Consider the following 23,929-nt stretch of genomic DNA (forward strand, 5'->3'; position numbering starts at 1 on the left):
TCAGGCGGCGTACGGGCTCCGTGTCTCCCGGGTTGGGCACGGCCAGGGAGCCGATGCCGTCCTGCCAGGTTGTTCCGACCACGGCGACAGTGCTGTCGAGCGAGAGCATCGCAAATTCCGGACGTCCGGATCGCGAGCCGAGCAGACACTCGTCATATCCGAGTACGGATCTTCCCCGGCGGATCGCGCACGCCGCGCCCATGACGTCCCAGGCGTCGAGCAGACGAACCCGGCGCCATATACGAGGCTGGTACAGGTCTACCCGCGAGTTGTAGCGATGGGCAGGGAGGGCGAGCAGGAACTCGCGGCTGGCGTCGAACAGGCCGAAGGAGGTCGCCAACGCGTACCAGCCTCGATTGGCGTGCTCGATGAGCTGCGGGTCGTCGAAGCCGACGAAAGCATCCCGCCGGCCCGTCTCCTCGTGGGTGCAACTGGCCATCGCGCTCATTACGGACACTGGCAAGGCAGTGCCTGGCACGCCGCCTTCGAGCACCTCCAGGCCCGCCCGCTTCAGCGGGGCATGCACTTTCCGATGCATCTCCTGACTGCCCATGTCCTCCCCCGTTGCCGCTTGATCACCAGCAGACGATACGAGTCTGCCGAGCGGCAATGACCAGGGGCCGGGCAGTCCAGCGAGCGGAGGGCCCACGGTGCTCTCGGATTCCACGGAGAACCGCTGTCATCACCTACACAGCCAGACGGGCGCCACTCGGGAGGGGCCGCCCGATAGCCAGCCAGGTCCAGGGCCAGTGCAGACTGTCCAGGGTGGCCGCAGGCCAGCGCGGCGGAGCGCCGCCGTAGGCGCCCTTGACCGGCCGGGCGCAGCCCGCAAACTGCACGGTCGGGCGGCCCGGCCCGTTGCTGACAGCAACCGAGTGGGAAACGAAGAGCAGCACTGGCCGATTTCACAGAGCCTCATCATCACCGACACCCTTGCACCCCGTCCGGCCGGTCCGGATCCCGTCGGTGGCCCCCGCTGCTCACGGACGCCATCGCCGCCTCCACCATGACGAACCCCTCGACCCCTTGTTGGTGCGCACCTGACATGGGCTCCTCGCCGATCGGCTGTGCACGCAAGCGCTCTCCGGAGTGCGTACACCACCCTGGTTCCGCCACACGCGCCCGCATAGGCCCTACGTGTCACCGCAGCGGGGTTCGATGGGCGGTGCCCGGCTGAGGCCGGCCCTCGACGGCCCTGTCGTCGATGGCGTAGTCGATCATCGGCCTGACCGTGACCACGCCGTCCACTCCCTTGGCGAGCCGTTCGGCGATCTCGGCGGTGCTGCGCTTCTCGACCTCACCACGCAGGGTGACGACGCCATCGTGAACCTGGACCTGCACCTCCTGTCCACTCAGCCGCAGTATCGCTGTCAGGACTTCGTCATGTATCTCCTCGCGTATCTCCTCGTCGGGGCGCAGGAAGACGCGTAGCAGGTCCGGGCGGCTGACGATGCCGATGATGTGGTCTGTCTCGTCCACGACCACCAGTCGCTTGACGTGGTGGCGGTTCATCTCACGGGCCGCTTGGGCGACCGACCAGTCGGCGTGAGCGGTGGCCACGGGGGAAGTCATCAGCCCGGCGGCGTGCTCCGCGCGTGCCTTGGCCCTCTCGTGCGGCCACCTGGGCGGTGCCGCCTGCCCACCGTACTTCTCGGGCTGTTCGACCTGCTTGCCGAGCAGATCGGCTTCGGACACCAGCCCCATCGGCGCACCGTGCTCGTCGGCCACGGGCACGGCACTGATGCCATGGCTGGACAGGACGGACGTGATCTCTTTGAACGAGGTATCTGGCCGGACGGTGACGACATCTCGTGTCATCACCTCACTGACGGTGCTGTGCTGAGCGGTCATCGTCGTACCTCCTTCCTGCCTGCGCGTCGCGCGATGGACGCCAGCTCACTCACCCCCACCTCTCCAGTGTCTTCTTCTGTGTGCGGTCGCTGCGGGGGCCGATGGTCCCGAATACGGGTATGAAACGGGACCGTCTGGCCGCAGCAATTCCCCACCGGCCGCGAACGTCGGAGGGCGTGAGGCGCGAGGGAAGCGCGCCAGAAACCGTGCACCGCGTAATTCGGACCCACAAGAAGCGGCTGGTCCCCTCTGCGTATGCCCGATGTGTTTATGCGCGCTGATGGGTGTGCATGACGGGTTTCAGTTGTCGAGCAACGGCACCTGCTTCGTACCGTGAAAGGTCTCGGGTACCTTCCGGGCGGTGTCGATCACGCCGCCAGATCCCCCAGTTCCTGCGTCAACTGCCGGAACAGGTCGTCGAAGGAGACCATGCCGACAAAGCGCCCTTCGGCCACTACGGGAAGGTGACGCACCTGGGCCGCAGGCATTTTGATGATCGCGAACGCGACAGCCGTATCAGCCTCCACGGTCCTCGGGGGGGACCTGATTGCTTCGACCCTGGTCTGCTGCGGCAGCCTGCGGGCCATCGCCCGCACCACAAGATCTCGATCGGTCACGATACCGATCACATCGTCGCCGTCCACCACAGGCAGGGCACCGACTCCGGCATCGGCCATGTGCCGCGCCGCATCCTCAAGACACACCGTTGCAAGCACACTGGCCGGCGGCGTGTTCATCACACGCTGGATCTGCACCTTGATCCCCGCCCTCGGTAGCGTCCGCCGACAACAGCGATTCCCGCGCTGGGCGGCGGAGCCGCAGTGTCGGCGCCGACCCGATGTTCGACAACGTCTCTGGGCCGCCTGCTCGCCGGCCTCACGCGACCGGTGAGCCGGCTCGCAGCGGTGACGGAAGGCCCATCCCGGGGGGGGGAACGAGCTTGCGAGGCCGCCGCTGCACGAACGGTGCCGCCGTGTCCGGCTCAGGGGCTGGGAGGCTGATCTGCCCGGGAGAGGGACGCTGGCCGTGCACAGAGGAGCTGGCTCGATAAGTATGGAAAGTGACGTTTCTGGCGCGAGGAGGGCCTCATGGCCACTGGGGGTCGTCGATGACGCGTACGGAAGGACGTACCCCGATCGTGGTCGGCCTCGACTCCGAGCCGGGCAAACGCATGGCGCTCGCCTGGGCCGCCGACGCGGCCGACCGGCGCCGTCTGCCGCTGCTGCTGGTCCTCGCGCAGAACCTTCCGACCCCCGGCTACCGGCCGACGGGCGGACACCCGTCCTGGGAGGAGTGGAACGAGGCGCTGCACGCGGAGGGGGACCGCCTGCTGAAGGACGCGGTGTCCTTCGTCGAGTCCCGGCATCGTCGGGTCCAGGTGTCCGGGCTGTTGGCGGAGGGGCATCCGGCGTGGGTGCTGCGTGAGCAGGCGCAGCACGCCAAGGAGGTCGTGCTCGGTTCCTGGCACCTGAGTGCTCTCCAGGAACTCTTCACCTCCGCCGCCGTGACGCTGCCGCTCATCGCGCACGCACCCTGCCCCGTGGTGGTCGTACCGGAGTCGGAGCACATCACCCAGCAGCCGCAGTACTTCGTGGTCGGGGTCGACGGCAGCCCTCATTCCGCGGCCGCCGTCGACCTCGCGTTCGAGGAGGCCGCCCTGCGCGGCGCGGTCCTGCGGGCCCTGTACGTGTGGCAGCCTCCGCATCTCGGAGTCCAGGACGAGGACGCGGCCGTCCAGGAATGCCGGCGGCTGCTGTCGGAGACGGTTGCCGGGCGTGGCGCCACCCATCCGGAGGTGGAACTGCATCACGAGGTCGTGCATGGCCACCCGGTACAGGTCCTTGCCAAGGCGTCCGAACACGCCCTCGGCCTGGTCGTGGGCACACGTGGGCACGGCGGCTTCGCCGGCATGCTGTTGGGCTCCGTCAGTCAGGGCGTACTGCACCACGCACGCTGCCCGGTCATCACCGTCCCGCACGCGCACGATCAGTAGCCCGCTCGGCGGAAGGCGGGGCGCGCACTCCCGGGTACAGTCCACGCTACCGGCGACGCACAGCCACGCCCCGTCGGCAGCCCTGTCCAGGCCCTTTCCTCTGCGCTCGACCCGCAAGGCGGTGAACGTGAGGCCCGATCAACTCCCAGCGGGCATCGGACAGGTCGCTGGAAAACGCGCGCTGTCGCGTCAAGTTTCGGTGGTACCGGCGGGCACGGCGCGACCCCAGGGCGCAAACAGCGTCAACCGCGGGCGCGAAACTCGCCAGGACACGACACTCATTCAGAGCCAGTTTCAGCCGAGTTCTGGCAACAGGGACAGTCGCTTCGACAGCCGCAAACCGCTTCGCCCGGCTTGGCGATGGGGACGACGAGCATGGGCTCTGCCCCTCGAACCGGCCTCACATAAGGTTGTCCCGACGAGGGATCATGTCCAATGCCCTTCAGGATGTGACCGGTTCCTTTAGGGAAACAGAACATCTCGTGTGGCCCGGCTCGATACCAGTCCTTCCCTGCTGGAGGCTGTGTGGCCATGATGTCATCGAAATCCGCACCGGTTTCGCCCATCAGCATGTAGGAGATCCCGACACGGTCGATCGTTGGCGTCTTGCCCTGCATGACCTCCTCAGCAAACTGCATCCACGTTGGGTCAAGGCACATTGGGCCTGGGGCTGGTTGGCCGGGAGGAGTGGGCATGCAGATCCAGTCAGGTGACCCTTCCCTGAGGACCGTTTTCATGTCCGAATCCAGGACCATTGCCGTCTCAGCGATAAAACGCGGCGCGGCACTAAGTGCATCCTGGATTTTCTCTTCCCGCGTGGGCTCTCTGCTTTCTGCCACGACTATTCTCCCCACAAGACGGCTTTCGCACTACCAGTATTCCTCGACTGCGAAGAGACCGCACGTTGTGCGATTTGTCATTCAAACAGCACTGATCTCTTCCAAGCTGCCGCAGAGGTCTGGGGGTTGGGCTGACAACGTGGTGAAGCCCCTGGTAGGTGATTTTCGACCAAGAGAACCGTCTCCACCGATCCGGCCCGGGTCCGGGTCATCGAGTACACGCTCGGCCGCAACGACGACACGATCTACCGGTTGATCACGACCGTCTGCGACCTGACGGAGGCTTCAGCCACCGACCTGGCGGGCCTCTACCGCCAGCGGTGGGAGATCGAGAACACGCTGGACGAGATCAAGACCCATCAGGGCGGACACCGTCTCGTCCTCCGCTCGCAATACCCCGATGGCGTCGAGCAGGAAATCTACGGTTTCCTCCTCGTCCACCACGCACTTCGGGACATCATGCACGGGGCCGCCCACCAAGCCGGCCTCGACCCGGACCAGCTGTCCTTCACCCGCACCCTCCGCATCGCCCGCCGCCACGTCACCGACCAGGCGGCGCTTCCCCCCTCACGACTCAACCGAGCCCTGACCCACACCATCCGTGAGCTTCTGGAACGACTCCTGCCACCCTGCAGACGACGCTCCAACCCCCGTGTCATCAAACGCAAGATGACCAACTGGCACCTCAAACACACGCACCACCGCAACCCGCCCCGACCACCCACCGCGGCAATCACACTGGTCCCACGCACCAAAACAACCAGCAGACGCCAGAAAACTACCTACATCACCGGTATTGCGCCTAAACCGCATCCACCAGCTTACCGGCGCCAACCCGGCCGATCCCGCGCACCGTTACAAACTCCAGACCGCCGTCATCGACGCCAGGCTCCTGGACTGGCCGACCGAAGAGCTGTGACAGCGGCGGCCTTCAGGCGGGGCAGCAGAACGAAGCCCCCGAAGGCGACTCGTACCCGGCCATGGGGAACCCGACGGCACCTGCAACCGCGCGAACCACCGACCTGCGGCTGTCGGCAGCGATCCAACGTCACTGCTGCCGGGTGCTGCCCATCTCCGCGGCGAACAGCACCGGGTCGGCGTCGAACCCCCGGACCATCTCGCGGAATCCCCACCGCCCGGACGTGTCTCTTCCGAACTCCGCCACCGTCGCCGCCGTCGCATCGGCGACCTGCGCGAAATCGTCCACGAGCAGATCTCGGTACCCCTCGACGACGACAACCCCGGCGTTCGACAGGTCACCAAAGGTACGGGGGCCGCCGTCCTGGTGGATCGCCACTCCGACCACCACCCGCCCGTACCGGGGCGACATCCGGTCGAACTCCAGCAACATCACCTCGACGAACCCGAAGCCCATCCCGGTCTCGCTGTGCCGACTCATGGTGATCGTGCCGTCCGGCGACCGGCTCTCAGTGTGGACGACGTACACGGGCCGCCCATAGAGATCGTCCACCGCATAGGTCGCGGCGATGATGTCGAGATGCCGAGGCGGCTCCCCGTAAGGACTCGGGTCCCACCGAAGCTTCACCTCGGCCCTGCCCAGCCCCTCACCGACACCGCTCACCCTGCCACTCCCCGTCAGACATCGCGAGACACCCCGCAACGTCAAGTATGTGTTCTGAACGGGCTCTTGACACCTCCTTAGCTCGATTCTCCCCGAAGTCGCCGAGCCGCGACCGAGGTACCGGCGCCCATCACCATTCGGGCCCGGCACACCACACAAGATCACGGGCGCGCGGCCACCAGCAGATCAACCAGGTAGCTCTCCTCGACCGTGGCATCCGGGAAGGCTTCGCCCAGCAGCTTCCGTTCACCGTCGAAGAACGTACGCCGGCGTTCCTCGTCCAGGACGAGGAACGCCGAGCGGCTGCCGATGTTGGCCAGGTGCATGTCGAGGGAGACCGCCCAGGTCCAGCGCACCTGGCGGCGTGTGACCCGCAGACCTCTCAGGCCCGCCAGCCGGACGGCATCGCTGTCGTCGGGGCGCGTGGCGCGCCGCGGTTTCGTCCCGCAGCAACGCGCGATGCGCTCGTGCTGTGCACGGGCCCACGGAACGTCGAAGGCCGTGGTGTTCCGATCGAGGCGTTCGCGAAGACCTACGGCGCAAAGTTCCCCAAGGCCGTCGCGAAGATCACCGAGGACCGGGACGAACTACTCGCGCTCTACGACTTCCCCGCAGAACACTGGATCCACCTACGGACCACCAACCCCATCGAGTCCACGTTCTCCACGGTCAAGCTCCGCACCAAGGTCACCCGCGGCGCGGGCAGCCCGGCGGCCGCCCTCGCGATGGTCTTCAAGCTCGGTAGAGTCCGCCCAGGCGCGATGGCGCGCGATCACCGGAGTCCACCTGGTGTCCCTGGTCCGCGCCGGCGCACGGTTCGATAACGGCCCTGGTCGAGCGCGAGGAGCAGGCCGCATGAACGTCCACGACATCCTGCTCAATCCGGACGTGCATGTCCGCTTCGCGGCCTACCTCGACAAGCTGGGGCACGTTGCCGACCCGGACGAGGTCGACCTGGTCAGCCGCATACTCACAGATCCGGACCAGACGATGGCCCAATCCGCCGTGCTGCGGCACCTGGACCGTCGAGCCGCCAACCTCTACCCCGGCCCCGCCTACGAGGAGTGGGCGCAGACGATGGCCCAGGCCACGATCGACCACCCCTTCCTGGTCCAACGCCTGCGGGAGTGGTCGCTCTTCCGCGCCATCACGCTCAAGCTGCCCTGGCAGCCGGACGACCTGCGCGCGTCATCCAACTGGCTCCAGCTCAAGACCGCCGCCGGGACGAACAACGAGGCCGTCGAGCTCCTCGCCGAAGTCGGCCGCACGAAGCGGATCCGCAACACCGCCAGGATCGGCCTCACCCACCACAGTGAGTGAAATCAGCGCACCCACATCTCTTGACTATTGCTCCACACCGATCGGGCGATCCTGCTCGTCGACGACCGGCGTCGCAGTGATGTCGTGCTCCGCGAGCCGCATGGCGATGTCCTTGAAATCCGTGTCACGCTGCACGCGAACCACGGCTGTCGTCATGAGGTCTGCGACCCTCAGGTGCAGACGGGTTGGAGGCGGTGGCAGCTCCCCGGTGGAGGGGCATGCGATGCCTGTAGGGCACGGCGCGTGCGGCCTCAGTCCGCGCGGTCTTTGCGTAGGAACCGGCGCAACCGCCGCAGGGGCCACGTGTTGATCACATCGTCCGGAGTGAGCCATCCGCGTTGTGCCGTGCCGATTCCGTAGCGGAGGTATGCGAGCTGGGGGATCGAGTGGGCGTCGGTGTCGAGGGCGAACTTCGCCCCGTGGCTTCTGGCCCGGAGAATGTCCTCGTCGCCCAGGTCGAGGCGGTCGGGCTGGGCGTTGACCTCCAGGGCCGTGCCGGTGCGGGCGCAGGCGGCGAACACCTCGTCGAAGTCGGCGTCGATGCCTGGCCGTTTGCCGATCAGACGGGTGGTGGGGTGGCCGATGACGTTGACGTGGGGGTTCTCGCAGGCGCGTACGATCCGCCGGGTCATCGCCTTCCGGCCGAGGTTGAAGTGGGAGTGCACCGAGGCCACGCAGATGTCGAAGCCCTGGAGGAACTCGTCGGGCCAGTCCAATTCCCCATCGGGTCCGATGTTGAGCTCCGTGCCGTGCAGCAGCCGCATCCCTTGGTGTCTGCCGCCCAGCGACCGCATCTGCTCGCGCTGGGCGAGGATCTTCTCGTCGGTCATTCGCTGCATGTACAGGTTCGGTGCGTGGTCCGTGACCGCGTAGTACGCGTAACCCCGCTCGGCGGCCGCTGCCACCATCTCCTGCAGTGGGGCGAGGCCGTCGGTGAGATCGGTGTGGGTGTGCAGATCGCCTTTGATGTCGCTCTGCGTCACCACCTCGGGCAGCTCGCCGCGCAACCCGGCCTCGATCTCCCCTCGGTCCTCGCGCAGCGTGGGCGGGATCCAGGGCAGGCCGAGCCTGGCGTACACCTCGTCCTCGGAGCGAGAGGCGACCCGCTTCCCGCCCTCGGTTTCGAACAGGCCGTATTCGGAGAGCTTCAACCCCAGATGGACGGCGATCGTCCGGGTGCGGATGTTGTGCGCCTTCGAGCCGGTGAAGTACTGCAGCCCGGCACCCCACGCGTCCGGTCGCACCACGCGCAGGTCGACCTGGAGGCCCTTGGCGGTACGGACCGAGGTCTTCTTCTCACCGTGTGCGATGACCTCGGCGGTGGAGGGCAGATCGGTGAGTGCGTCCATGAAGGGTGCCGACCGGCCGGCGGCGACGAGGATGTCGATGTCGCCGATGGTTTCCTTCATACGGCGCAGCGATCCGGCGTACGCGCAGTGCTCGCAGCCGTTGATGTGGGAGAGCTCGGCGACGATGTCCTCGGCGGCCTCCATGGCGGTGCCCAGCGGAATCCGCCCTCCTGCCTGCTGCATGAGGGCGATGCCGTGCAGGATGTTCTCCTCGGTCTTCTCCCCGAAACCCTTCAGGTCGCGCAGCTTCTCCGCCTCGATGGCGTCGGCCAGTTCGCTCACCGAGGAGATGTGCAGTTCCTCGTAGAGGGTCATCGCCTTCTTGGGGCCGAGGGTGGGGATGGTGATGAGCTGCCGTACCCCTGCGGGAATCCTGGCCCGCGTCTCCTCGACCACCGTGACATGGCCGGTTCGGAAGTACTCGATGACCTTCTCGGCGATCGACTTGCCGACGCCCGGGATTTCCTTCAGACCCGCGGCATCCAGGTGGGAGACATCTGCGGGATAGCCGCCGATCGCGCGCGCGGCCTTCTCGTAGGCGCGCGTCTTGAACGCATCGCCTCCGGTGATGGCGATGAGGTCCGCGTACTCCTGCAGGAGCGCCTCGACCTCCTCATTGGGCCGGACCACGTCTCACAGTCTAGAAACCGATCTGTCCGACATGCCAGTTGACGGTATGTGCCCGATGGCACTACTGCGGACGGAGGCGGTCGTACTTTGAAGTACTCCGGCCCTCCGGTGCGCGAAGGCGCAGGACCGAGGGTGTACTGAAAGTGAGGAGGATCCGGGCAGCGAGAGGTCTGACGAGTCATGCGGTTCGCCACTGCTCCGCCCGGTCCCATCCGCATGCCCATGCAGTGCGCATGCCCGACAGTGGAGGGGAGCGGAAGGGAGCCTGGCGAGCCACATGCGGCGGCCGGATGAGCGCATCACCAGGATCCGCCGCGATTGCGGTGAACTGCACCGGTCCGGCGGCGTCCGAGCCCGCTGGAGGTCGCCGCGGTCACCTTCGCCAACGGCGGAGACGACATCGGCGTCCACGTGCCCGTCTTCTCCACGGCCGGCATCCGCGGGATGAGCGTGTACGCCGCGGTGTTCCTCGTGCTGGTGGCCGCGGGATGCCTCGCGGGCAAGTACTTCGCCACCCGACCCGTCAGCGCCAAGGCGCTCGCCCGCTGGGGCCACGTCCTGCTGCCCCTGGTCCTGATCCCAATAGGCCTGCTCATCCTCATCGAGGGCAGCGCCTTCGGCCTGTGACCCCGGATGGCACATCACAGGTGCAGACCGCGCGGGCCATGCGGCAGCGGGACCCGTGCACGGTCAGCTGCCGGTGCAGAGACGTGCTGCTGCGACAGCGCCTGCCGCACGCCGACGGAGACCACCGCTGATCGAAGCCAAGGCAGCCTCCGGCTACCGCCGCCCGAGCTTGCACACGCCCCAAACGGCCGCCCACCTGCGGCGGCCGTCCAGCGTCGCGACTCTCAATACAGGTCAGGACGGCGTGCCCAGGGTGAGCTGAACACGGTGGAAGTCGAAGTGCTGGGTGGGATACCGGTACACGTCTTCGAGGGTCATCACGTCCTTGAAAAACGGATCCCACCGCACCGGAAAGTGCATCGTCCGCGCCAACTGAGCATCCGGCTCGGCCTCCAGCCGGCGGGACAGGGCCGCGATGGTGCGATCGAACTTCGCGCCCATACGGCGATAGTTGTACACCCGGGCACCGCCCACGGCCCCCCAGTAGTTGATCACGTCGAACGGGCGCGTCAAGGCATTGAGCAAACGCGCCCAAGTACGGCTCACGCCCGGCGGAAGACGGCCGAACAGGCGCACCAGGGGCAGCAGCGCCAACACGACGATGTATCCGAACAGCATGTGGTACAGCAACTGCTCATTGGTCCAACGGGTTCCATCGCTGCGGCGGCCCATGTCATCAGCGGTCGCCGAGTCCAGAAGACGGTGGAACGTTGCGCCGGCCTGCCGCAGCACTACATGAACGACTTCCCGGTCCATCGTTCCCTCCCAAGTTCGGGCACTGAGCCGGTGCCCCATGATGCCCGCCGCTGGGGCACTCAGCACCAAGACTCGATCAGGGAACGTCGCGGAGAGCGGACGGCTCAAAACCTGTCCACTTCATCTCGTACTGCCGGCCCGTCCCGACAGGCAGCGTCGGGATGAGCTCGGCGAGAGAGATGGCCACCGGGAAGTCCACACGACCAGTCTTCAGCCACTGTCGCACTCCTGCACGCAGACGGGTACAGGTCGGAGCCGCGTGAATCAGCTCTCGCCTACGCCACCAGCCGCAAACGCACGCTGCTCGACCGCCGGTTGTACCTGCCTACGTCCTGGACGGACGACCGTCAGCGCTGTCGGCGGGCAGGCATCGATGACAGCGTCCCCTTCGAGACGAAGGTGGCTATGGCCAAGGCGATGGTCCGACGAGCGATCAGGGACAGGATTCGGTTCGGCTGGGTGACGGCGGATGCCGCCTATGGCTTCAGCAAGGGCTGGCGGTTCGAACTCGAGCAGGCCGACGTCGTCCACGTCATGGCCACCACCCGACACGACACCGTGGTCACCCGCTGGGCACTCGACCACCCCGTCCACGGCCTTATGAGTGTCCCGGTGTCCGTGGCCGTGTAGTTGGTCGTGGGCCGTGGTGATCTGACAAATGAGGAGTGGCTCCGTCTGGAGCCGCATTTGCCGGTGGGCGGGCGGCGTGGTGGTCGGTGGGCCGGTCACCGAACGAGTCCAACTGGCCGCAGGATCCGAGTTCGTCGAGGACCAGGCGATGGAGTTTGGCCCACACGCGGGCCTTCGTCTACTCGGTGAAGCGTCGATGAGCCGTTGCTCCGGAAGGACCGAACGAGGCGGTCGGCAGCTGCTGCCACGTGCAGCCCGACGTCGCCACGAAGACGCCAGCACTTCACGGTCACCATGCCAGCGCCTGCCACCGCCCTGAGGCCGCGACGGTGCCGCCGGAACCACCCGCTGGAACAGCTCCCACAACCCGCACGGCCGCCACCGCATCGAACACGGATCTGGTGGCCAATGGCGGAGGCGTCCTACTGGGCTCCTCGGCGCCGGCCACCTCCTCTGGACCTGGCGCGCGGCCCGGTGTCACCAATTGGAGCGTGGTGGCCGTCGGACTGTCGACCGAACACCGGGCCAGCTCTGACGCGGTCAGCGGTCCGGTGCGCTGATACACCCGGTCCGGCAGGGTGGAGCCAGGGCTGTCGGGGGGATGGCGTCTACCCGCTCGTGAAAGAGCTGGCCACGGGCGGAATCCCTGTCACGGTCACGTGCCGGGTTCTGAAGCTTGCCCGCCAGCCCTACTACCGCTGGCTTGAGCGGCCGGTGACCGATGCCGAGTTCGAGCAGGCCACGCGCGCGAACGCGTTGTTCGACGCTCACCGCGTGGATCCGGAGTTCGGCTACCGGTTCCTGGCCGACGAGGCCCGCAGCGCGGGATCCGGTATGGCCGACCGGACCGCGTGGCGGATCTGCCGGGACAACAGCTGGTGGAGCGTGTTCGGCAAGAAGCGTGGCCGTATCAAGAAGGCCGGCCTGCCGGGTCACGACGACCTCGGTCCGCCGTGACTGCACAGCGACCCGCCCGAATCGGGTGTGGCTCGCCGATATCACCGAACACGCCACCAGCGAAGGCAAGTTGTATGTCTGTGCGGTCAAGGCCGTCTTCAGCAAGAGGATCGTCGGCTACTCGATCGACACACGGATGAAGTCCCGCCTGGCCGTCGCAGCCCTGAACAACGCTGTTGCCCGGCGTGAACACATCGGCGGATGCATCCTGCACAGCGATCGCGGATCGCAGGGGGCGGATTCAACTGGTCGTCGCAACACCTCGTACGCATGGAGGTGTTGGACGGTGCGTCGTCAAGAGGCAGCGGACGGGGTGCTGCGTCCGAAGCCGAGGTCTCCGATGCATTCAACGAGCAGCCGCTCTTGCTCCGATAAGCCGGTGTTGCAACGACCGGTTGAGTCCAGGCAGTACCTCGAGACCATCGTCCACTCCCCCGCCTTGGGGGTGCAGGTCTGCGGGTCGATGTAGACGGGGAACGTCGTTGCGGGATCCGCCGGCAGTCCCTGGCCCGGCGCCAGCCGGAGCTCACTGCCGTCAGCCGCTGCCTCGACGCCGATCGGCGCCACATTCGCGGCGTCACCAGGGCCGTCCTCGGCATCCCCGGCAGCGGAAGAGGACGCTTCGGCGGCCAGGCTCTGTACCGTCTGTGTCCGGGTTCCGGATGCTGCCGGGCAATCCCACATGAGAGGCTTGGCCGCCTGACCCGCAGAGTCGACGCCCACGACGTGCTTGACGGCTTGTCAGGCTGGAAGTCGGCTGCGTTGCAGCAATGACGGCGTGTTCTGTACGTCTTTTCGGTGGAAGTGCCGGTGCCGTCGGTGACGGGGTGGCAGGAGGATGGCGAGCTGACCGCCCGGCAGCTGAGGGAGTCATGTGGGAGCAGACGAACCGGCTTCGTGCCGAACCGGGGAGGCGAAGGCCGCCTGGCAGCACCACGTGATCGCACCCTGGCAACGACCGCCGTGGTGGACGGCTACCGGAGGAGCGAACTACCCTGCGGGTACGCCGAGTTCGGGCCAGCGATGCCTCTGCCCTCGCGGCCGGATCACGCGCTCCGGCTGTCGTGAGGTCACGTGGCCCAGTCGTGCTCCGTGACCGGAGGCTCCCATCGGCTGTTCGGCTGTTCCGGACCTCCGTGCCCGTCCGTCCTTCCTTGCCTTCCCACGACGCTGCCCAGCCAGCCGAACAGGAAGCCGACGGGAATCGAGATGAGGACGACCGTCTCCAGCGGGAACCAGTCGATGTGCCACTGGGGGAAGAGCGCCAAGGGAGTACCGGAGAAGACGGGGCTGCCGATCTGCAGTCCGACGGCGCAGCCCAAACCCCCGTACAGCGTCCAGAGCAGCCCGGCTTTGGTGTAGCCGCCCCAGAAGAGCGAGTACACCAGCGCAGGAAGCAGACAGGAGGCCGCTATCGCCAGGGACATCGACGTCAGGAACAGGACGTTCCATCCCTGCACCCCCACCGCCAGCACGATGCTCAGGATTCCGACCCCGGCGGAGGAGAGGCGGGCTGCGGACACCTCCCGGCCCTCGGTCGTGCGCCCTCGGCGCAGCGCCTTCGTGTACAGGTCGTGGGCGATGGCCCCCGCGGCCGCCAGGGTGATGCTCGCCACGGCGGCCAACGTCGTGAGGAACACGGCGCAGGAAACCAGGACGACGAGAAGCGACCCGTTCGTCTGGGCGGACGAGCCTCCTGCCAGGTGGCCAATGAGCAGCAGCAGGGTACTGTTGCCGCTGGGGTCCGCGGCAATGATCGCCGGTGCGCCGATCAATGCGACGCCCGCGAAACCCATCACAGCGGTAGTGAGGCAGAACGTGCCGACGATGCCGATGGTGTGGCGCACCGTACGGCGCGCGGAGGCTCCGTCGGCAGCGGTGCTGAGCTGCATGGTGACGTGTGGCAGGCAGGCCACTCCCAGCACGATGGTGATGACTAGGCCGATGAAGTCGAGCGTGCTTTCGGGGCCGTTGCTCGCGGCATAACGGAGGCCTGGACGCATGTAGCCGGCGGGCCGGCCGCTGCCCTGCCCGGCGGCGTCGATCAAGGAATCGGCACTCCAGTGAAAGCGATGGAGCACCACCGCTGCGACCGTCAGGGCAGCACCGAGCAGCACCACCGTTTTGATCACCTGAATGACGATCGTGCCCCGCATGCCGCCGAACGCCGTGGCGCAGACGACCAGTGCGCCGATCATGACGATGGCTGTCCTCTCGGCGCCGGGTCCGGTCATTCCCAGCAGCGCCGTGGTGGTCACGCCCACGCCGGAGAGCTGCACCACCAGAACGGGGACGCACACGCTCAAGGTCACGACGGCGGTTGCGATCCTCACCCCCGTCCCTGGAGCCCGCAGGGCGAACATGTCGCCCAGGGTGTAACCGGCGTGCTCGCGCAGGGGGCGTGCCAGCAGGAGGAGCACGCCCAGTGACAGTACGGTGCACAGGGTGATGAAGAGCCCGTCGTAGCCGAACAGGGCGACACTTCCCGTGGTGCCGAGCACCGCGGCCGCGGGCAGGTAGACGCCGGAGAGGACGAGGGCCCCGCGCAGGGGCTTCAGCCTGCGGCCCGCTGTGTAGAAGTCGTTGATCCGGTCCCTCTCGGGGCCGCTGAGGGCGCAGATCAGCAGGATGGGGACGATGAACATCAGAAAGCCCACCAGGACGAAGCTCCGCGTGTCGCTGTCCAGGGCGCCGGGCGCGGCGAGCAGGATCCGCGGAGTCATCTGCTTTCCTCCCCGTACGCGTGAGGAGCCGGGCCTCGGTCCGCGCGGCGGTCGTACCGCGCCGCCGTCCACACCAGCAGGGAGCCCTGGAGGAGCAGGGTCAGTTCGCCGATGCTGGTCTCTCGCCAGACGCGGGTGGCCAACAACTCGGCTGTGGAACAGGCCAACAGCACGTGCACGACCAACGCCGACCCGTTGACCAGAGCGAAGGACACACCTGGGCGGTAAGGCCGTCGACGATGATGAAGGCGGGCGGCGATCGGGTGGGTCATGGAGGTCTCCGTACGGTGTTGGGCGGCGCAGGAAGGTAGGGGTGGGATACGAGAGGACGTGGCGGTGCGGCCGGGGATCAGTCGGCCTCCGGGAGGGTGATCTGCCTCTTGAGGATCTTGCCGGTCGGTCCCTTGGGCAGGGCGTCGACGATCCTGATCTCGCGCGGGTACTTGTACGGCGCGACGCGCTGGCGGACGAACTCCCGCAGTTCGTCGTCGCACGACTCGCTGCCGGGCCGCAGGGCGACCACCGCGGCGACCTCCTCGCCGAGGGTGGCGTGCGGGACGCCGATCACGGCGGCTTCGGCCACGCCGGGGTGTTCGTAGAGGACCTCCTCGATCTCGCGCGGGTAGACGTTGAAGCCACCGCGGATGATCAGGTCCTTCTTGCGGTCGACGATGTAGTAGTAGCCGTCGTCGTCGACGCGTGCCAGGTCTCCCGTGCGCAGCCAGCCGTCCACGACGGTCTCCGCTGTCGCGTCGGGGCGCCCCCAGTAGCCGGCCATCACGTTGTGGCCGCGTACGCACAGTTCGCCGACGCCGTCCTGAGGGTTGAGGACGCACATCTCGACGCCCTCGATGGGGGTGCCGACGGAGCCGGGCTTGCGGGGCCGGTCCGGGTGGTTGAACGAGGCCACCGGGGAGGTCTCGGACATGCCGAAGCCCTCCAGGACGGTGCAGGCGAAGACGGTCTCGAAGACGTGCAGGACCTCGACCGGGAGGGAAGCTCCGCCGGAGACGGACAGGCGCAGTGAGCTCGTGTCGTGCTCGTGGGGGTCGTTCAGGCGCTCGGCGAGCATGGCGGAGTACATGGTCGGTACGCCCTCGAAGACCGTGACCCCTTGCTCCTCGATGGTGCGCAGCGCCTCGGCGGCGTCGAAGCGGGCGAGCAGGGTGAGCCTGGCGCCCGCCACCACGGCGGCGTTCATGGCGCACGCCTGGCCGAACGCGTGGAACAGCGGCAGGCAGCCCATCACGACGTCGTCGGGGGTGAAACGGGCCAGGGTGCGCGCGGTGATCTCGGCGTTGCGTGCCAGGTTGGCGTGGGTGAGCATCGCGCCCTTGGGCACGCCTGTGGTGCCGGAGGTGTAGAGGATGACGGCGAGGTCGCCGTCATCCCTGGATGTGGACGGGGCCGGGTCCGGATGCGCCTCGAGCAGGTCCTCCAGTGCGCTGGGCACGATCGGCACGACCGGGGTCCCGGTGCCGTCGGCGCCGGCCCGGGCCTGGTCCGCCACGCTGTCCCAGACGAGGAACAGCGCCATGCCGGAGTCGCGTACGTAGTGCGCGATCTCGCGCGGCTTGAGCAGCGGGTTCATCGGCACGACGACCCCACCGGCGCGCAGTATCCCGTAGTAGAGGACGGGAAACTCCGGCAGGTTGGGCAGCATCAGCCCCACCCGGTCACCGGGGGCGACGCCGTGGGCGGCGAGGAGTGCGGCGGTGCGACCGGCCAGGGCGTTGAGCTCGGCGTAGGTGAGCCTCCGGTCGCCGAGTTCGACCGCAAGGCGGTTGCCGTGGTCGTCGGCGGCGCGGGCAAGGAAGTCATTGAGGTTCATGAGGGCACTCGTTCCTGATCATCCGCGCAGCGCGGAGGCGAAGATCGCGGGCAGTTCGGCGATACGGGGGGCGGTGGTGAAGCCGGTGACGCGCTCGAGCGTGGTGCGGCCGGTACGGTTCGTGACGAAGTACGGCGGACGCGGGGACAGCGACGGGGAGCCGGTGAGCAGACCCCGCGGGGCGGGGGCGAACGGTGCGCGTACCACGGTCTTCTCGACGCCCTCGAGCATGAAGGCGTTGTGGACGAAGCCGGTGCCGCTGCCGATGTCCTGGCGGGTGTGCCCGGGGAACGCGCCCCAGGGCGTGTAGCCGAGGAGGAAGCCCACACCGGACCAGCAGTTGACGCCCAGGGTCCCGTAGCGCAGCTTGGCGATGGCCGATTTGACCGCGGCCGGATGGGCTTTCTCGGTCTTCGGGTGGACGATCAGGGTGGCGCCGAGTGTGCCGGGTAGACGGTCGTTGGCGAAGTCGACTGCATGGTTGAGGAATTCGTCCGGGCTGTCGCCGGGAAGCCGTACGACGCCGAGGGCGCTGGCGAAGACCTCGTCGGTGATCAGCGTGTCGTCGTGGCGCGTGATGTCCGGCACCAGGATGCGGCTGTCGCCGCCGTGGACCTCGGCGGCGGGATGTGTGGCGCGGACGGCCGTCAGGCGCTGCTCGGCACCGGGGTAGTAGTCGGTGCGCGGGGGCAGTGCGCGCAGCACGGTGCGGATTTCGTCCAGCAGTCGTTCGGCGCCGGCCCACTCGCGGGGCAGCACCAGGACCTGGCTGGCGATGCAGTTGTGGCCGGAGTTGTTCATCTTGCTGGTGACGATGTGCTCGGCCTGGAAGCGGAAGTCCGCGTCGCGCCACGGTCCGGGGACCACGATGCACGGGCTGACGCCGCCCAGTTCGCTGGTGAACGGCTTGTCGACGAGCGGCCTGTCGTCACGGCGGCGCTGCTCGGCATGTTCGTCGGTGCCCCACACGATGGCGTCGTGGGTGCGATCGCTCCCGGTCACATGCAGGGAGTCCACGCCGTCGTGGCCGGTGAGGTAGGCGCCTTCGGCTGCGCCGCCGTCCACGAAGCGGACCCAGCCGCGCCCGATGAAGTCGGCGAAGACCTGCTCGAAGCAGGGACGCAGATAGGCGTTGACCGGGTTCATCTTGGCGAGGACGACCTGGCCCTCCGCGTACAGCTTGTGCAGGATGTCGAGCGCGGTGATCGAGGCGACGTTCCCGGCCCCGAGCACCAGCGCGACCGCGGGCCGGCCCGCGGCGCCCCGGTACTCCCCGGCCGCCTCGGCCAGGACCTGCTCGGGCGTGATGCCGTCGCGCATCCACACCTCGGCGGAGAATCCGCTGAGCAACACCCGGTCCCATCCGGTGGCGGGGAAGACGCCGACCGCAACACGGCCGCCCTGCTCCCGTACGGCCCCCACCGCGACCGGGTCCTTTCCCGCGGCGATCCGGCGCAGGACATGGAGGTAGGCGCTGGTGTTCTGGGCGAGGGCCCAGGGTCCGCCGGCCCAGTCCTCGGCCGCCCAAGGGGAGTCGGGCGCGTACCCCTTGGCCCGGGCGGCGGCCGCGGCCATGTCGGCGGCGGCGGCGCGGATCCGGGGCATGAGCCGTTCCAGCAGGGCGATGCGCTCGGCGAGCGGGGTGGCGCACCAGGACTCGGCGTTCCGGCGCAGGTCGGCGACGGCTCGGTCGAGGGCGGCGGTTTCGAGGGTGGTGCTCTTCACGTGACTCCTTGGCGGGCGGACGGACGGGTGTACGGGGTCATGCGGCCAGTCGGCGCGCGTCCCGGGCGGGGTCGACGAGGGTCACGGCGGCCATGCCGCCGAGCAGGAGTACGACACCCGACCACAACAAGGCGTGCCGGTAGCCGTCCGCCCCCTGGGTGTCGACCAGGTGGCCGGTCAGGACGGGAGCGATGAGACCTGCCGTGGTCACCACGGCGTTCATCACCCCCAGGGCGCCGCCCCGGCGCTGCTCCGGGGCGAGCTCGGCGATCGAGGTGACCGCGATGTTCGTCATCACGCCGCACAGTCCGAAGGTGATGACCAGTAGCAGCACGGTGACGGGCCCGGGCTGGGCCACAGGCAGGGCCAGGCAGCTCAGCGCCCCCGCGATCAGGGTGATGCCGCCGACACGGGCACGGGCCCATCGGCTGCTCACGCCGCGCCTCAGCAGCCAGCCGGTCAGCCCGGCTTGGCCGAGGACAGCGGCCCCGCCGACCGCCCAGAGCACGGCGATCAGGCTCGCCGCAGTAGTGGTGGGGTACCCCAGGCCGTCGTGCAGGTACGAGGGCACCCACACCAGTAGCAGGGCCAGGCACCAGTAGGTTCCGAAGTAGGCCGCCGTCGTGCCGATCCAGGTACGGGTACGGAGGATGCGGCGGTAGGGAACGACGACTCCGGAGCCGGGAAGGACGCCCGCGGTACCGTCCGGGGCGGGGCTCGCGTGACCGCCGTCCCGGCCGGTGAAGGCCCACACCACCGCCCACAGCACGCCGACCGCCGCAACCACTCCGAAGGCCGAGCGCCAGCCGTGGTGATGGATCACCCAGGTCAGTCCCGGTGCCGCGATCACGACACCTGAGGCGGTGCCGACGGTGATCAGGGCACCGGGGAGGTTGCGGCGATGGTCGGGGAACCAGGCCAGGGCACTGTGCTGGGCGACCGGGAAGGCCGGTCCCTCCGCTGCTCCCAGGACGATCCGTGAAGCGACCAGCATGGCCATGCCGCCACCCAGCGCCATCGGCGTCTGCGCGACCGACCACAGCAGGGCCATGACCAGCAGGAGCCATCGGGGCGGGACACGGTCGGCCAACAGCCCCACAGCTGCACCGGAAAGGGAGAACAGCAGGAAGAAGGCGCTGTTCGCCAACCCGAAGCCGGTGGCCGACAGTCCGAGGTCGTGACGGATCGGGCCGGCCGCCAGGCCGAGGACGGACTTGTCGGCAAAGTTGACCATCATGAAGACCACGAGGAGCGAGGTGACAGTCCACGCACGGCGCTTGGACTCACCCGGTCTCTTCCGGGGCTTGGCGGGCTGGACGGGTGCGACATCGGTGTCGGTCACGGTGGCTCCGCGGTGAGTGCTGCTGGAGAGCAGGGAGTGTGGTTGATCGGAGGTCAGGAGAGCGGAACGCCGGCGATCGCGATGCGCTCCATCACCCGGCGCTGTGGGAAGTAGTCGCTGATCGCGTAGTGCTGGGTGGCGATGTTGTCCCAGATCGCGACGGAGTCGGGCTGCCAGCGGAAGCGGATCTGGTACTCGGGAACGCGGGCCTGGAGCACCAGCTCGTCGAGCAGCTCGCGGCTCTCCTCGTCGGACAGACCTACGATCCGCACGGTGAACGGCTCGTTGACGTACAGCAGCCGGCGTCCCGTGCGCGGGTGCCGGACGACCACCGGGTGTTCGACCGGCGGCAGAGAGACACGCAGCGCCTCTACCTGATCCGGCGTCATCAGCGCACCCCAGCTGGGCACCCAGTCGTGCACCGCGGTGAGGTCCTCGATGCGCTCCTTCATGGCGTCGCTGAGGTTGTCGTACGCGGCACCCATGTCCGCCCACATCGTGTCGCCGCCGGCGGGCGGGATCTCCACCCCTCGAAGGACGGAACCCAGGGCGGGGGCGGCCATGAAGGAGTGGTCGCTGTGCCAGATGTTCTCGCCGCCGACGTTCATGGCGTCCTTGGCCAGACGGGATACGCCGACGGTGTCGCCCTTCGGGAAGAACGGGTTCGGCTCCGGCTCACCCCAGATCCCGGCGAGGGCGTGCTGGGCGTCCGGGTCGAAGGTGTGCTGGTCGCGGAAGAAGATCACCTTCCATTCCAGCAGGGCCTGCTTGAGCTCCTCGGCGAGCTCGTCGCCGATCGGCTGCGACAGGTCGACACCGTCGATCTCCGCGCCGATGTGCGGGGTGAGCGGTGAGATCCGCAGCCGCTGGTATGCGAATGCGGGCATGCTCGGCGCGGTGCGCTCGAGCCTGCGCGGGCCGTAGTGCATCAGCGGCTTGTCGACGGCGGGTCGGGGTGTGGCAAGGGCAGACATGCGGGCCTCCTGGAGGTCGCCGGAAAATCGTTACGGGCAGTATCGATATTGGGTTGCGGGTGGACAAGGGCTTGTCGGGAACTTTTTCGAAGGGGCCCGGATCAGGCCCGGCGGCCCCCAGCACGGACCACGAGGTCGACCAGGTCGTCCACCAGGTGCTCATCGGGCAGTTCGCGCTCCACCAGGAGGCGGTGGACCAGCGCCGCCGCCACGGGCGTTGCTGCGGAGCGAATTTCGATGTCAGGCCTGACCTCGCCACGGGCGATACCGCGCGCCAAGATCGTCCGCGTCCCGCCCATCGTCCGGTCGACGAATTCGGCATACGCGCCCGGCGCGCCACCATCCTCCGCAGCCGCAGCGATCAGCTCCGCCATCAACCGGTCCGTACCCGACTGCCGGTAGGCCGCCAGCCGTGCGGTGAGCACCTCTCGCAACTCCGCCCGCACATCCCCCAGATCCGCCACCGACAGCTCACCGATGCGCATCTCGGCCGCTGCAATGATCAGCGCCTGCTTCGTCGGCCAGCGCCGGTAGATGGCCGGCTTGCTCACTCCGGCCCGCGCGGCAACGGGCTCCATGGTGATGGCCGCGATGCCCTGCTCCGTCACCAGCTCGATGACCGCGCCCAGGACAGCGCCCGTCACCCGCCCGTCGCGCGGCCGGCCGGGCCCGCGCCCAGCCTCGCACGGCCGGCAGGCTTGCGGATGGGACCAGGATGCCTGAGGCTGCATCCCGCATGCGCCGCTGCATTGCCGCCGAGGCGACCTCGGCATCGGTTCGCCTCAGGGCGTCGTCCACGTCGGCGAGTCACTGCGAGGACTCCTCCGTGCTGCGGACCTCGGCCGCCTTCGGCCTGACCGTGGGAACAGGCAGGAACGGAAGACGCAGGGCCGCGAAGGCGGCCTCCGGCACCGCAGGACGAGTCGGCTTGACCGGTGAGGTGGGCCGGTACGGCTCGCCCTGGGCGGGACGCGGGTCGGCCTCGCCCTTGTTGGGCCACAGGGACATGGCTCGTTCGGCCTGGGCGGTGATGGTCAGGGAGGGGTTGACCCCGAGGTTGGCGGAGATGGCAGAGCCGTCGACGACGGTGATGCCGGGGTGCCCGTAGAGACGGTGGTAGGGATCGATGACGCCGGTGTCGGGGCTGTCACCGATGGGGCAGCCGCCGATGAAGTGTGCGGTCAGGGGGATGTCGAAGATCTCGCCGACCGAGCTGCCCGGGAAGCCGTTGATCTCGTGGGCGAGCAGGCGGGCCGCCTCTTCGGCGGCAGGGATCCAGTTCGGGTTGGGGGTCCCGTGTCCCTGGCGGGAGGTCAGCTTGGCCGTGCCCCGGCGCACCTTCTTCGGCGAAACGGTGAGGGAGCTGTCCAGGGACTGCATGACCAGGGCGATGATGGTCCGCTCCGACCAGCGGCGCTTGCTCAGCGAGCGGGCGAGCAGAACGGGGTGTCGGATGCAGGTGGCGAGGAAGCGCAGCCAGCGTGGGCCGCGGCCGCCGCCGGGCGCCTGCAGCACTGCCAGCAGGCCCATGGCGTTGGAGCCCTTGCCGTAGCGGACCGGCTCGATGTGGGTGTGCTCGTCGGGGTGGATGGACGAGGTGATCGCCACGCCCTTGGTGAAGTCGGCGCGCCGCCCGTAGCGGCGGTCGGTGGTCTGCGCGGTGACCACGGCCTCGGAGTTGGTGCGGGTGAGGTGGCCAAGCCGGTCGGAGAGGTACGGCAGGTCTCCCCGGGCTTTGAGGGTGTGCAGGAGCCTCTGGGTGCCGTAGGTGCCGGCGGCGACGACCACGTGGCGGGCGGTGAGGCTGCGCTTTCCCCGTCTGCGGGAGCCGGAGCGGCAGGTCTCGATGAGGTGGCCGGCGTCCTGTGCGCTGATGCGGGTGACGGTCGTGAGAGGCTGGATCTCGACGCCGTTGCGTTCGGCCAGATGCAGGTAGTTCTCGGTGAGCATGTTCTTGGCCCCGTGGCGGCAGCCGGTCATGCACTCCCCGCACTCGGTGCAGGCCCGGCGGGCAGGTCCCGCACCGCCGAAGTAGGGGTCCTGGGCCTCGTCACCCGGCTGAGCCCGTCGCCCGCCGTCCGCGTCATTGCCGTCGCCGAAGAAGACGCCGACCGGCGTCATGTGGAAGCTGTCGCCCACCCCCATCTTCTCTGCGACCGCCTGCAGGTGTATGTCGGAGCGGGTGACGGTGGGGTTGAGCCGCACGCCGAGCATGCGCTGCGCCTGGTCGTAGTACGGGGCCAGTTCCTGCTCCCAGTCGGTGATGTGCCCCCACTGGTGATCGGTGAAGAACGCCTTCGGCGGCACGTACAGAGTGTTGGCGTAGTTGAGGGAGCCTCCGCCGACGCCTGCGCCGGCCAGGATGAGCACGTTGCGCAGCAGGTGGATGCGCTGGATGCCGTAGAGGCCGAGGGCGGGCGCCCATACGTAGTTACGCAGGTCCCAGGAGTTCTTCGGCAGGTCGGCGGCGGTGAATCGGCGACCGGCCTCCAGGACCACGACGCGGTAGCCCTTCTCGCTCAGCCGCAGGGCGGACACCGCCCCGCCGAAGCCGGAGCCGACCACGACGACGTCGTAGTCGTAGGCGTCGTCCTCCGGCGACTGATCGTGGTCGCGGAAAGTCGCGGCGGTCGTCATGGTCAGCCTCCGAGGGATGCGGTGAGGGCGGCCCGCGCCGTTGGCAGGGCTGCGGCGAGGGGGCCGGCGGCCCATCCGGGCACGTACCGACCGAGAACTTGGACAGTGCTGCTGGAGGATGCGACGGTCAGGGGTGGGTGTCAGGCAGAGCAGACCCGCAGGG

At 68.3% G+C, this 23,929-nt stretch carries 20 protein-coding genes and 7 pseudogenes; 9 read left to right on the plus strand and 18 right to left on the minus strand.

All coding sequences use genetic code 11. The features are described 5' to 3' along the window. From H305_RS0140620 to H305_RS48525, 3 genes and pseudogenes are all read right to left on the minus strand, one after another. A pseudogene (locus H305_RS0140620) lies at positions 1–439 on the minus strand (hypothetical protein); the annotation flags it as partial. 701 nt (positions 440–1,140) lie between these two features. Then, on the minus strand, positions 1,141–1,851 hold the full coding sequence (locus tag H305_RS0140625) for a CBS domain-containing protein (RefSeq protein WP_028805513.1): 711 nt from the start codon (positions 1,849–1,851) through the stop codon (positions 1,141–1,143). A gap of 368 nt (positions 1,852–2,219) precedes the next feature. Then, positions 2,220–2,606 (minus strand): cyclic nucleotide-binding/CBS domain-containing protein, encoded by a 387-nt coding sequence (locus tag H305_RS48525; protein WP_078629490.1) that lies wholly within the window; start codon positions 2,604–2,606, stop codon positions 2,220–2,222. A 353-nt stretch (positions 2,607–2,959) separates the two neighbouring features. On the opposite strand from H305_RS48525, the gene H305_RS0140635 reads away from it, so the two are divergent. Then, positions 2,960–3,844, plus strand: a complete 885-nt coding sequence (locus tag H305_RS0140635; protein ID WP_028805514.1) for a universal stress protein — start codon at positions 2,960–2,962, stop codon at positions 3,842–3,844. 278 nt (positions 3,845–4,122) lie between these two features. Here the strand turns inward: H305_RS0140635 and H305_RS53725 are convergent, their stop codons facing one another. Continuing rightward, the gene (locus H305_RS53725) at positions 4,123–4,683 is read right to left on the minus strand and encodes a hypothetical protein (protein ID WP_158690665.1); all 561 of its coding nucleotides are present in this window, start codon (positions 4,681–4,683) and stop codon (positions 4,123–4,125) included. A 252-nt stretch (positions 4,684–4,935) separates the two neighbouring features. Between H305_RS53725 and H305_RS55460 the strand changes: the two are divergent. Together H305_RS55460 and H305_RS53030 are read left to right on the plus strand one after the other, a co-directional pair. Then, a pseudogene (locus tag H305_RS55460) lies at positions 4,936–5,058 on the plus strand (transposase); the annotation flags it as partial. Between the two features lie 424 nt (positions 5,059–5,482). After that, a pseudogene (locus tag H305_RS53030) lies at positions 5,483–5,602 on the plus strand (PucR family transcriptional regulator); the annotation flags it as partial. A 129-nt stretch (positions 5,603–5,731) separates the two neighbouring features. Here H305_RS53030 and H305_RS0140645 read toward each other — a convergent pair. Further along, a complete protein-coding gene (locus H305_RS0140645) occupies positions 5,732–6,265 on the minus strand; it encodes a TerD family protein (protein ID WP_028805516.1) in 534 nt (177 codons plus the stop codon). A 161-nt stretch (positions 6,266–6,426) separates the two neighbouring features. Next, positions 6,427–6,774, minus strand: a pseudogene (locus H305_RS48530) (SAM-dependent methyltransferase); the annotation flags it as partial. On the opposite strand from H305_RS48530, the pseudogene H305_RS0140655 reads away from it, so the two are divergent. Together H305_RS0140655 and H305_RS0140660 are read left to right on the plus strand one after the other, a co-directional pair. Beyond that, positions 6,772–7,124 (plus strand): annotated as a pseudogene (locus H305_RS0140655) (transposase); the annotation flags it as partial. The pseudogenes H305_RS48530 and H305_RS0140655 sit on opposite strands and share 3 nt — an antisense overlap. Then, positions 7,121–7,585, plus strand: coding sequence for a hypothetical protein (locus H305_RS0140660; protein ID WP_051371514.1), 465 nt, complete (start codon positions 7,121–7,123; stop codon positions 7,583–7,585). The pseudogene H305_RS0140655 and the gene H305_RS0140660, both read left to right, overlap by 4 nt. A gap of 24 nt (positions 7,586–7,609) precedes the next feature. Here H305_RS0140660 and H305_RS51695 read toward each other — a convergent pair whose 3' ends face one another. Both H305_RS51695 and polX read right to left on the minus strand, forming a co-directional pair. Continuing rightward, positions 7,610–7,741, minus strand: coding sequence for a CBS domain-containing protein (locus H305_RS51695; protein WP_078629491.1), 132 nt, complete (start codon positions 7,739–7,741; stop codon positions 7,610–7,612). 95 nt (positions 7,742–7,836) lie between these two features. Further along, entirely contained in the window at positions 7,837–9,564 is a 1,728-nt protein-coding gene (gene polX / locus H305_RS0140670; RefSeq protein WP_028805520.1) for a DNA polymerase/3'-5' exonuclease PolX, read from the minus strand. A gap of 357 nt (positions 9,565–9,921) precedes the next feature. Between polX and H305_RS48535 the strand changes: the two genes are divergently transcribed. Then, positions 9,922–10,191 (plus strand): cadmium resistance transporter, encoded by a 270-nt coding sequence (locus tag H305_RS48535; protein ID WP_267880816.1) that lies wholly within the window; start codon positions 9,922–9,924, stop codon positions 10,189–10,191. A 234-nt stretch (positions 10,192–10,425) separates the two neighbouring features. Here H305_RS48535 and H305_RS0140680 read toward each other — a convergent pair whose 3' ends face one another. Beyond that, positions 10,426–10,947 carry a DinB family protein gene (locus H305_RS0140680; protein ID WP_028805521.1) on the minus strand — a complete coding sequence of 174 codons (522 nt, stop codon included), beginning with the start codon at positions 10,945–10,947 and terminating at the stop codon, positions 10,426–10,428. Between the two features lie 270 nt (positions 10,948–11,217). On the opposite strand from H305_RS0140680, the pseudogene H305_RS51700 reads away from it, so the two are divergent. Further along, positions 11,218–11,547: pseudogene (locus H305_RS51700) on the plus strand (transposase); the annotation flags it as partial. 136 nt (positions 11,548–11,683) lie between these two features. Here H305_RS51700 and H305_RS51710 read toward each other — a convergent pair. After that, positions 11,684–11,964 (minus strand): annotated as a pseudogene (locus H305_RS51710) (transposase); the annotation flags it as partial. 231 nt (positions 11,965–12,195) lie between these two features. Here H305_RS51710 and H305_RS53730 point away from each other — a divergent pair. After that, a complete protein-coding gene (locus H305_RS53730) occupies positions 12,196–12,534 on the plus strand; it encodes an integrase (RefSeq protein WP_158690666.1) in 339 nt (112 codons plus the stop codon). Continuing rightward, a complete protein-coding gene (locus tag H305_RS56550; protein ID WP_420708210.1) occupies positions 12,479–13,003 on the plus strand; it encodes a DDE-type integrase/transposase/recombinase in 525 nt (174 codons plus the stop codon). The genes H305_RS53730 and H305_RS56550 overlap by 56 nt, the downstream gene beginning before the upstream one ends. 601 nt (positions 13,004–13,604) lie before the next feature. Here the strand turns inward: H305_RS56550 and H305_RS0140700 are convergent. The 8 genes from H305_RS0140700 to H305_RS0140735 form a co-directional block, all read right to left on the minus strand. Beyond that, positions 13,605–15,257 carry a cation acetate symporter gene (locus tag H305_RS0140700; protein ID WP_078629492.1) on the minus strand — a complete coding sequence of 551 codons (1,653 nt, stop codon included), beginning with the start codon at positions 15,255–15,257 and terminating at the stop codon, positions 13,605–13,607. Continuing rightward, positions 15,254–15,472: a hypothetical protein gene (locus H305_RS48550; RefSeq protein ID WP_234021408.1), complete on the minus strand. Its 219-nt coding sequence runs from the start codon at positions 15,470–15,472 to the stop codon at positions 15,254–15,256. Before H305_RS48550 ends, H305_RS0140700 begins: the two co-directional genes overlap by 4 nt. A 134-nt stretch (positions 15,473–15,606) precedes the next feature. Then, a complete protein-coding gene (locus tag H305_RS0140710; RefSeq protein WP_028805524.1) occupies positions 15,607–17,088 on the minus strand; it encodes a long-chain-fatty-acid--CoA ligase in 1,482 nt (493 codons plus the stop codon). An 18-nt stretch (positions 17,089–17,106) separates the two neighbouring features. Further along, positions 17,107–18,813 (minus strand): aldehyde dehydrogenase family protein, encoded by a 1,707-nt coding sequence (locus H305_RS0140715; RefSeq protein ID WP_028805525.1) that lies wholly within the window; start codon positions 18,811–18,813, stop codon positions 17,107–17,109. Between the two features lie 37 nt (positions 18,814–18,850). Next, positions 18,851–20,155, minus strand: coding sequence for an MFS transporter (locus H305_RS48555; protein ID WP_037766951.1), 1,305 nt, complete (start codon positions 20,153–20,155; stop codon positions 18,851–18,853). 53 nt (positions 20,156–20,208) lie between these two features. After that, entirely contained in the window at positions 20,209–21,129 is a 921-nt protein-coding gene (locus H305_RS0140725) for a TauD/TfdA dioxygenase family protein (RefSeq protein WP_028805526.1), read from the minus strand. Positions 21,130–21,230: 101 nt separating this feature from the next. After that, positions 21,231–21,773: a TetR/AcrR family transcriptional regulator gene (locus H305_RS48560; protein WP_234021409.1), complete on the minus strand. Its 543-nt coding sequence runs from the start codon at positions 21,771–21,773 to the stop codon at positions 21,231–21,233. Positions 21,774–21,936: 163 nt separating this feature from the next. Next, positions 21,937–23,766: a GMC family oxidoreductase gene (locus tag H305_RS0140735; RefSeq protein WP_051371519.1), complete on the minus strand. Its 1,830-nt coding sequence runs from the start codon at positions 23,764–23,766 to the stop codon at positions 21,937–21,939. Positions 23,767–23,929 lie beyond the last annotated feature (163 nt).

Origin of the sequence: Streptomyces sp. 142MFCol3.1 (assembly GCF_000424945.1) — a bacterium.
Taxonomy (GTDB): domain Bacteria; phylum Actinomycetota; class Actinomycetes; order Streptomycetales; family Streptomycetaceae; genus Streptomyces; species Streptomyces siamensis.

What these genes read in the sequence shown, in the direction of transcription:
- H305_RS0140725 (WP_028805526.1), bottom strand. Translation starts at nt 21,129, where the DNA reads ATGTCTGCCCTTGCCACACCCCGACCCGCCGTCGACAAGCCGCTGATG.
- H305_RS0140625 (WP_028805513.1), bottom strand. Translation starts at nt 1,851, where the DNA reads ATGACCGCTCAGCACAGCACCGTCAGTGAGGTGATGACACGAGATGTC.
- H305_RS0140710 (WP_028805524.1), bottom strand. Translation starts at nt 17,088, where the DNA reads ATGAACCTCAATGACTTCCTTGCCCGCGCCGCCGACGACCACGGCAAC.
- H305_RS0140700 (WP_078629492.1), bottom strand. Translation starts at nt 15,257, where the DNA reads ATGACTCCGCGGATCCTGCTCGCCGCGCCCGGCGCCCTGGACAGCGAC.
- H305_RS0140735 (WP_051371519.1), bottom strand. Translation starts at nt 23,766, where the DNA reads ATGACGACCGCCGCGACTTTCCGCGACCACGATCAGTCGCCGGAGGAC.
- H305_RS0140635 (WP_028805514.1), top strand. Translation starts at nt 2,960, where the DNA reads ATGACGCGTACGGAAGGACGTACCCCGATCGTGGTCGGCCTCGACTCC.
- H305_RS51695 (WP_078629491.1), bottom strand. Translation starts at nt 7,741, where the DNA reads ATGACGACAGCCGTGGTTCGCGTGCAGCGTGACACGGATTTCAAGGAC.
- H305_RS0140660 (WP_051371514.1), top strand. Translation starts at nt 7,121, where the DNA reads ATGAACGTCCACGACATCCTGCTCAATCCGGACGTGCATGTCCGCTTC.
- H305_RS0140680 (WP_028805521.1), bottom strand. Translation starts at nt 10,947, where the DNA reads ATGGACCGGGAAGTCGTTCATGTAGTGCTGCGGCAGGCCGGCGCAACG.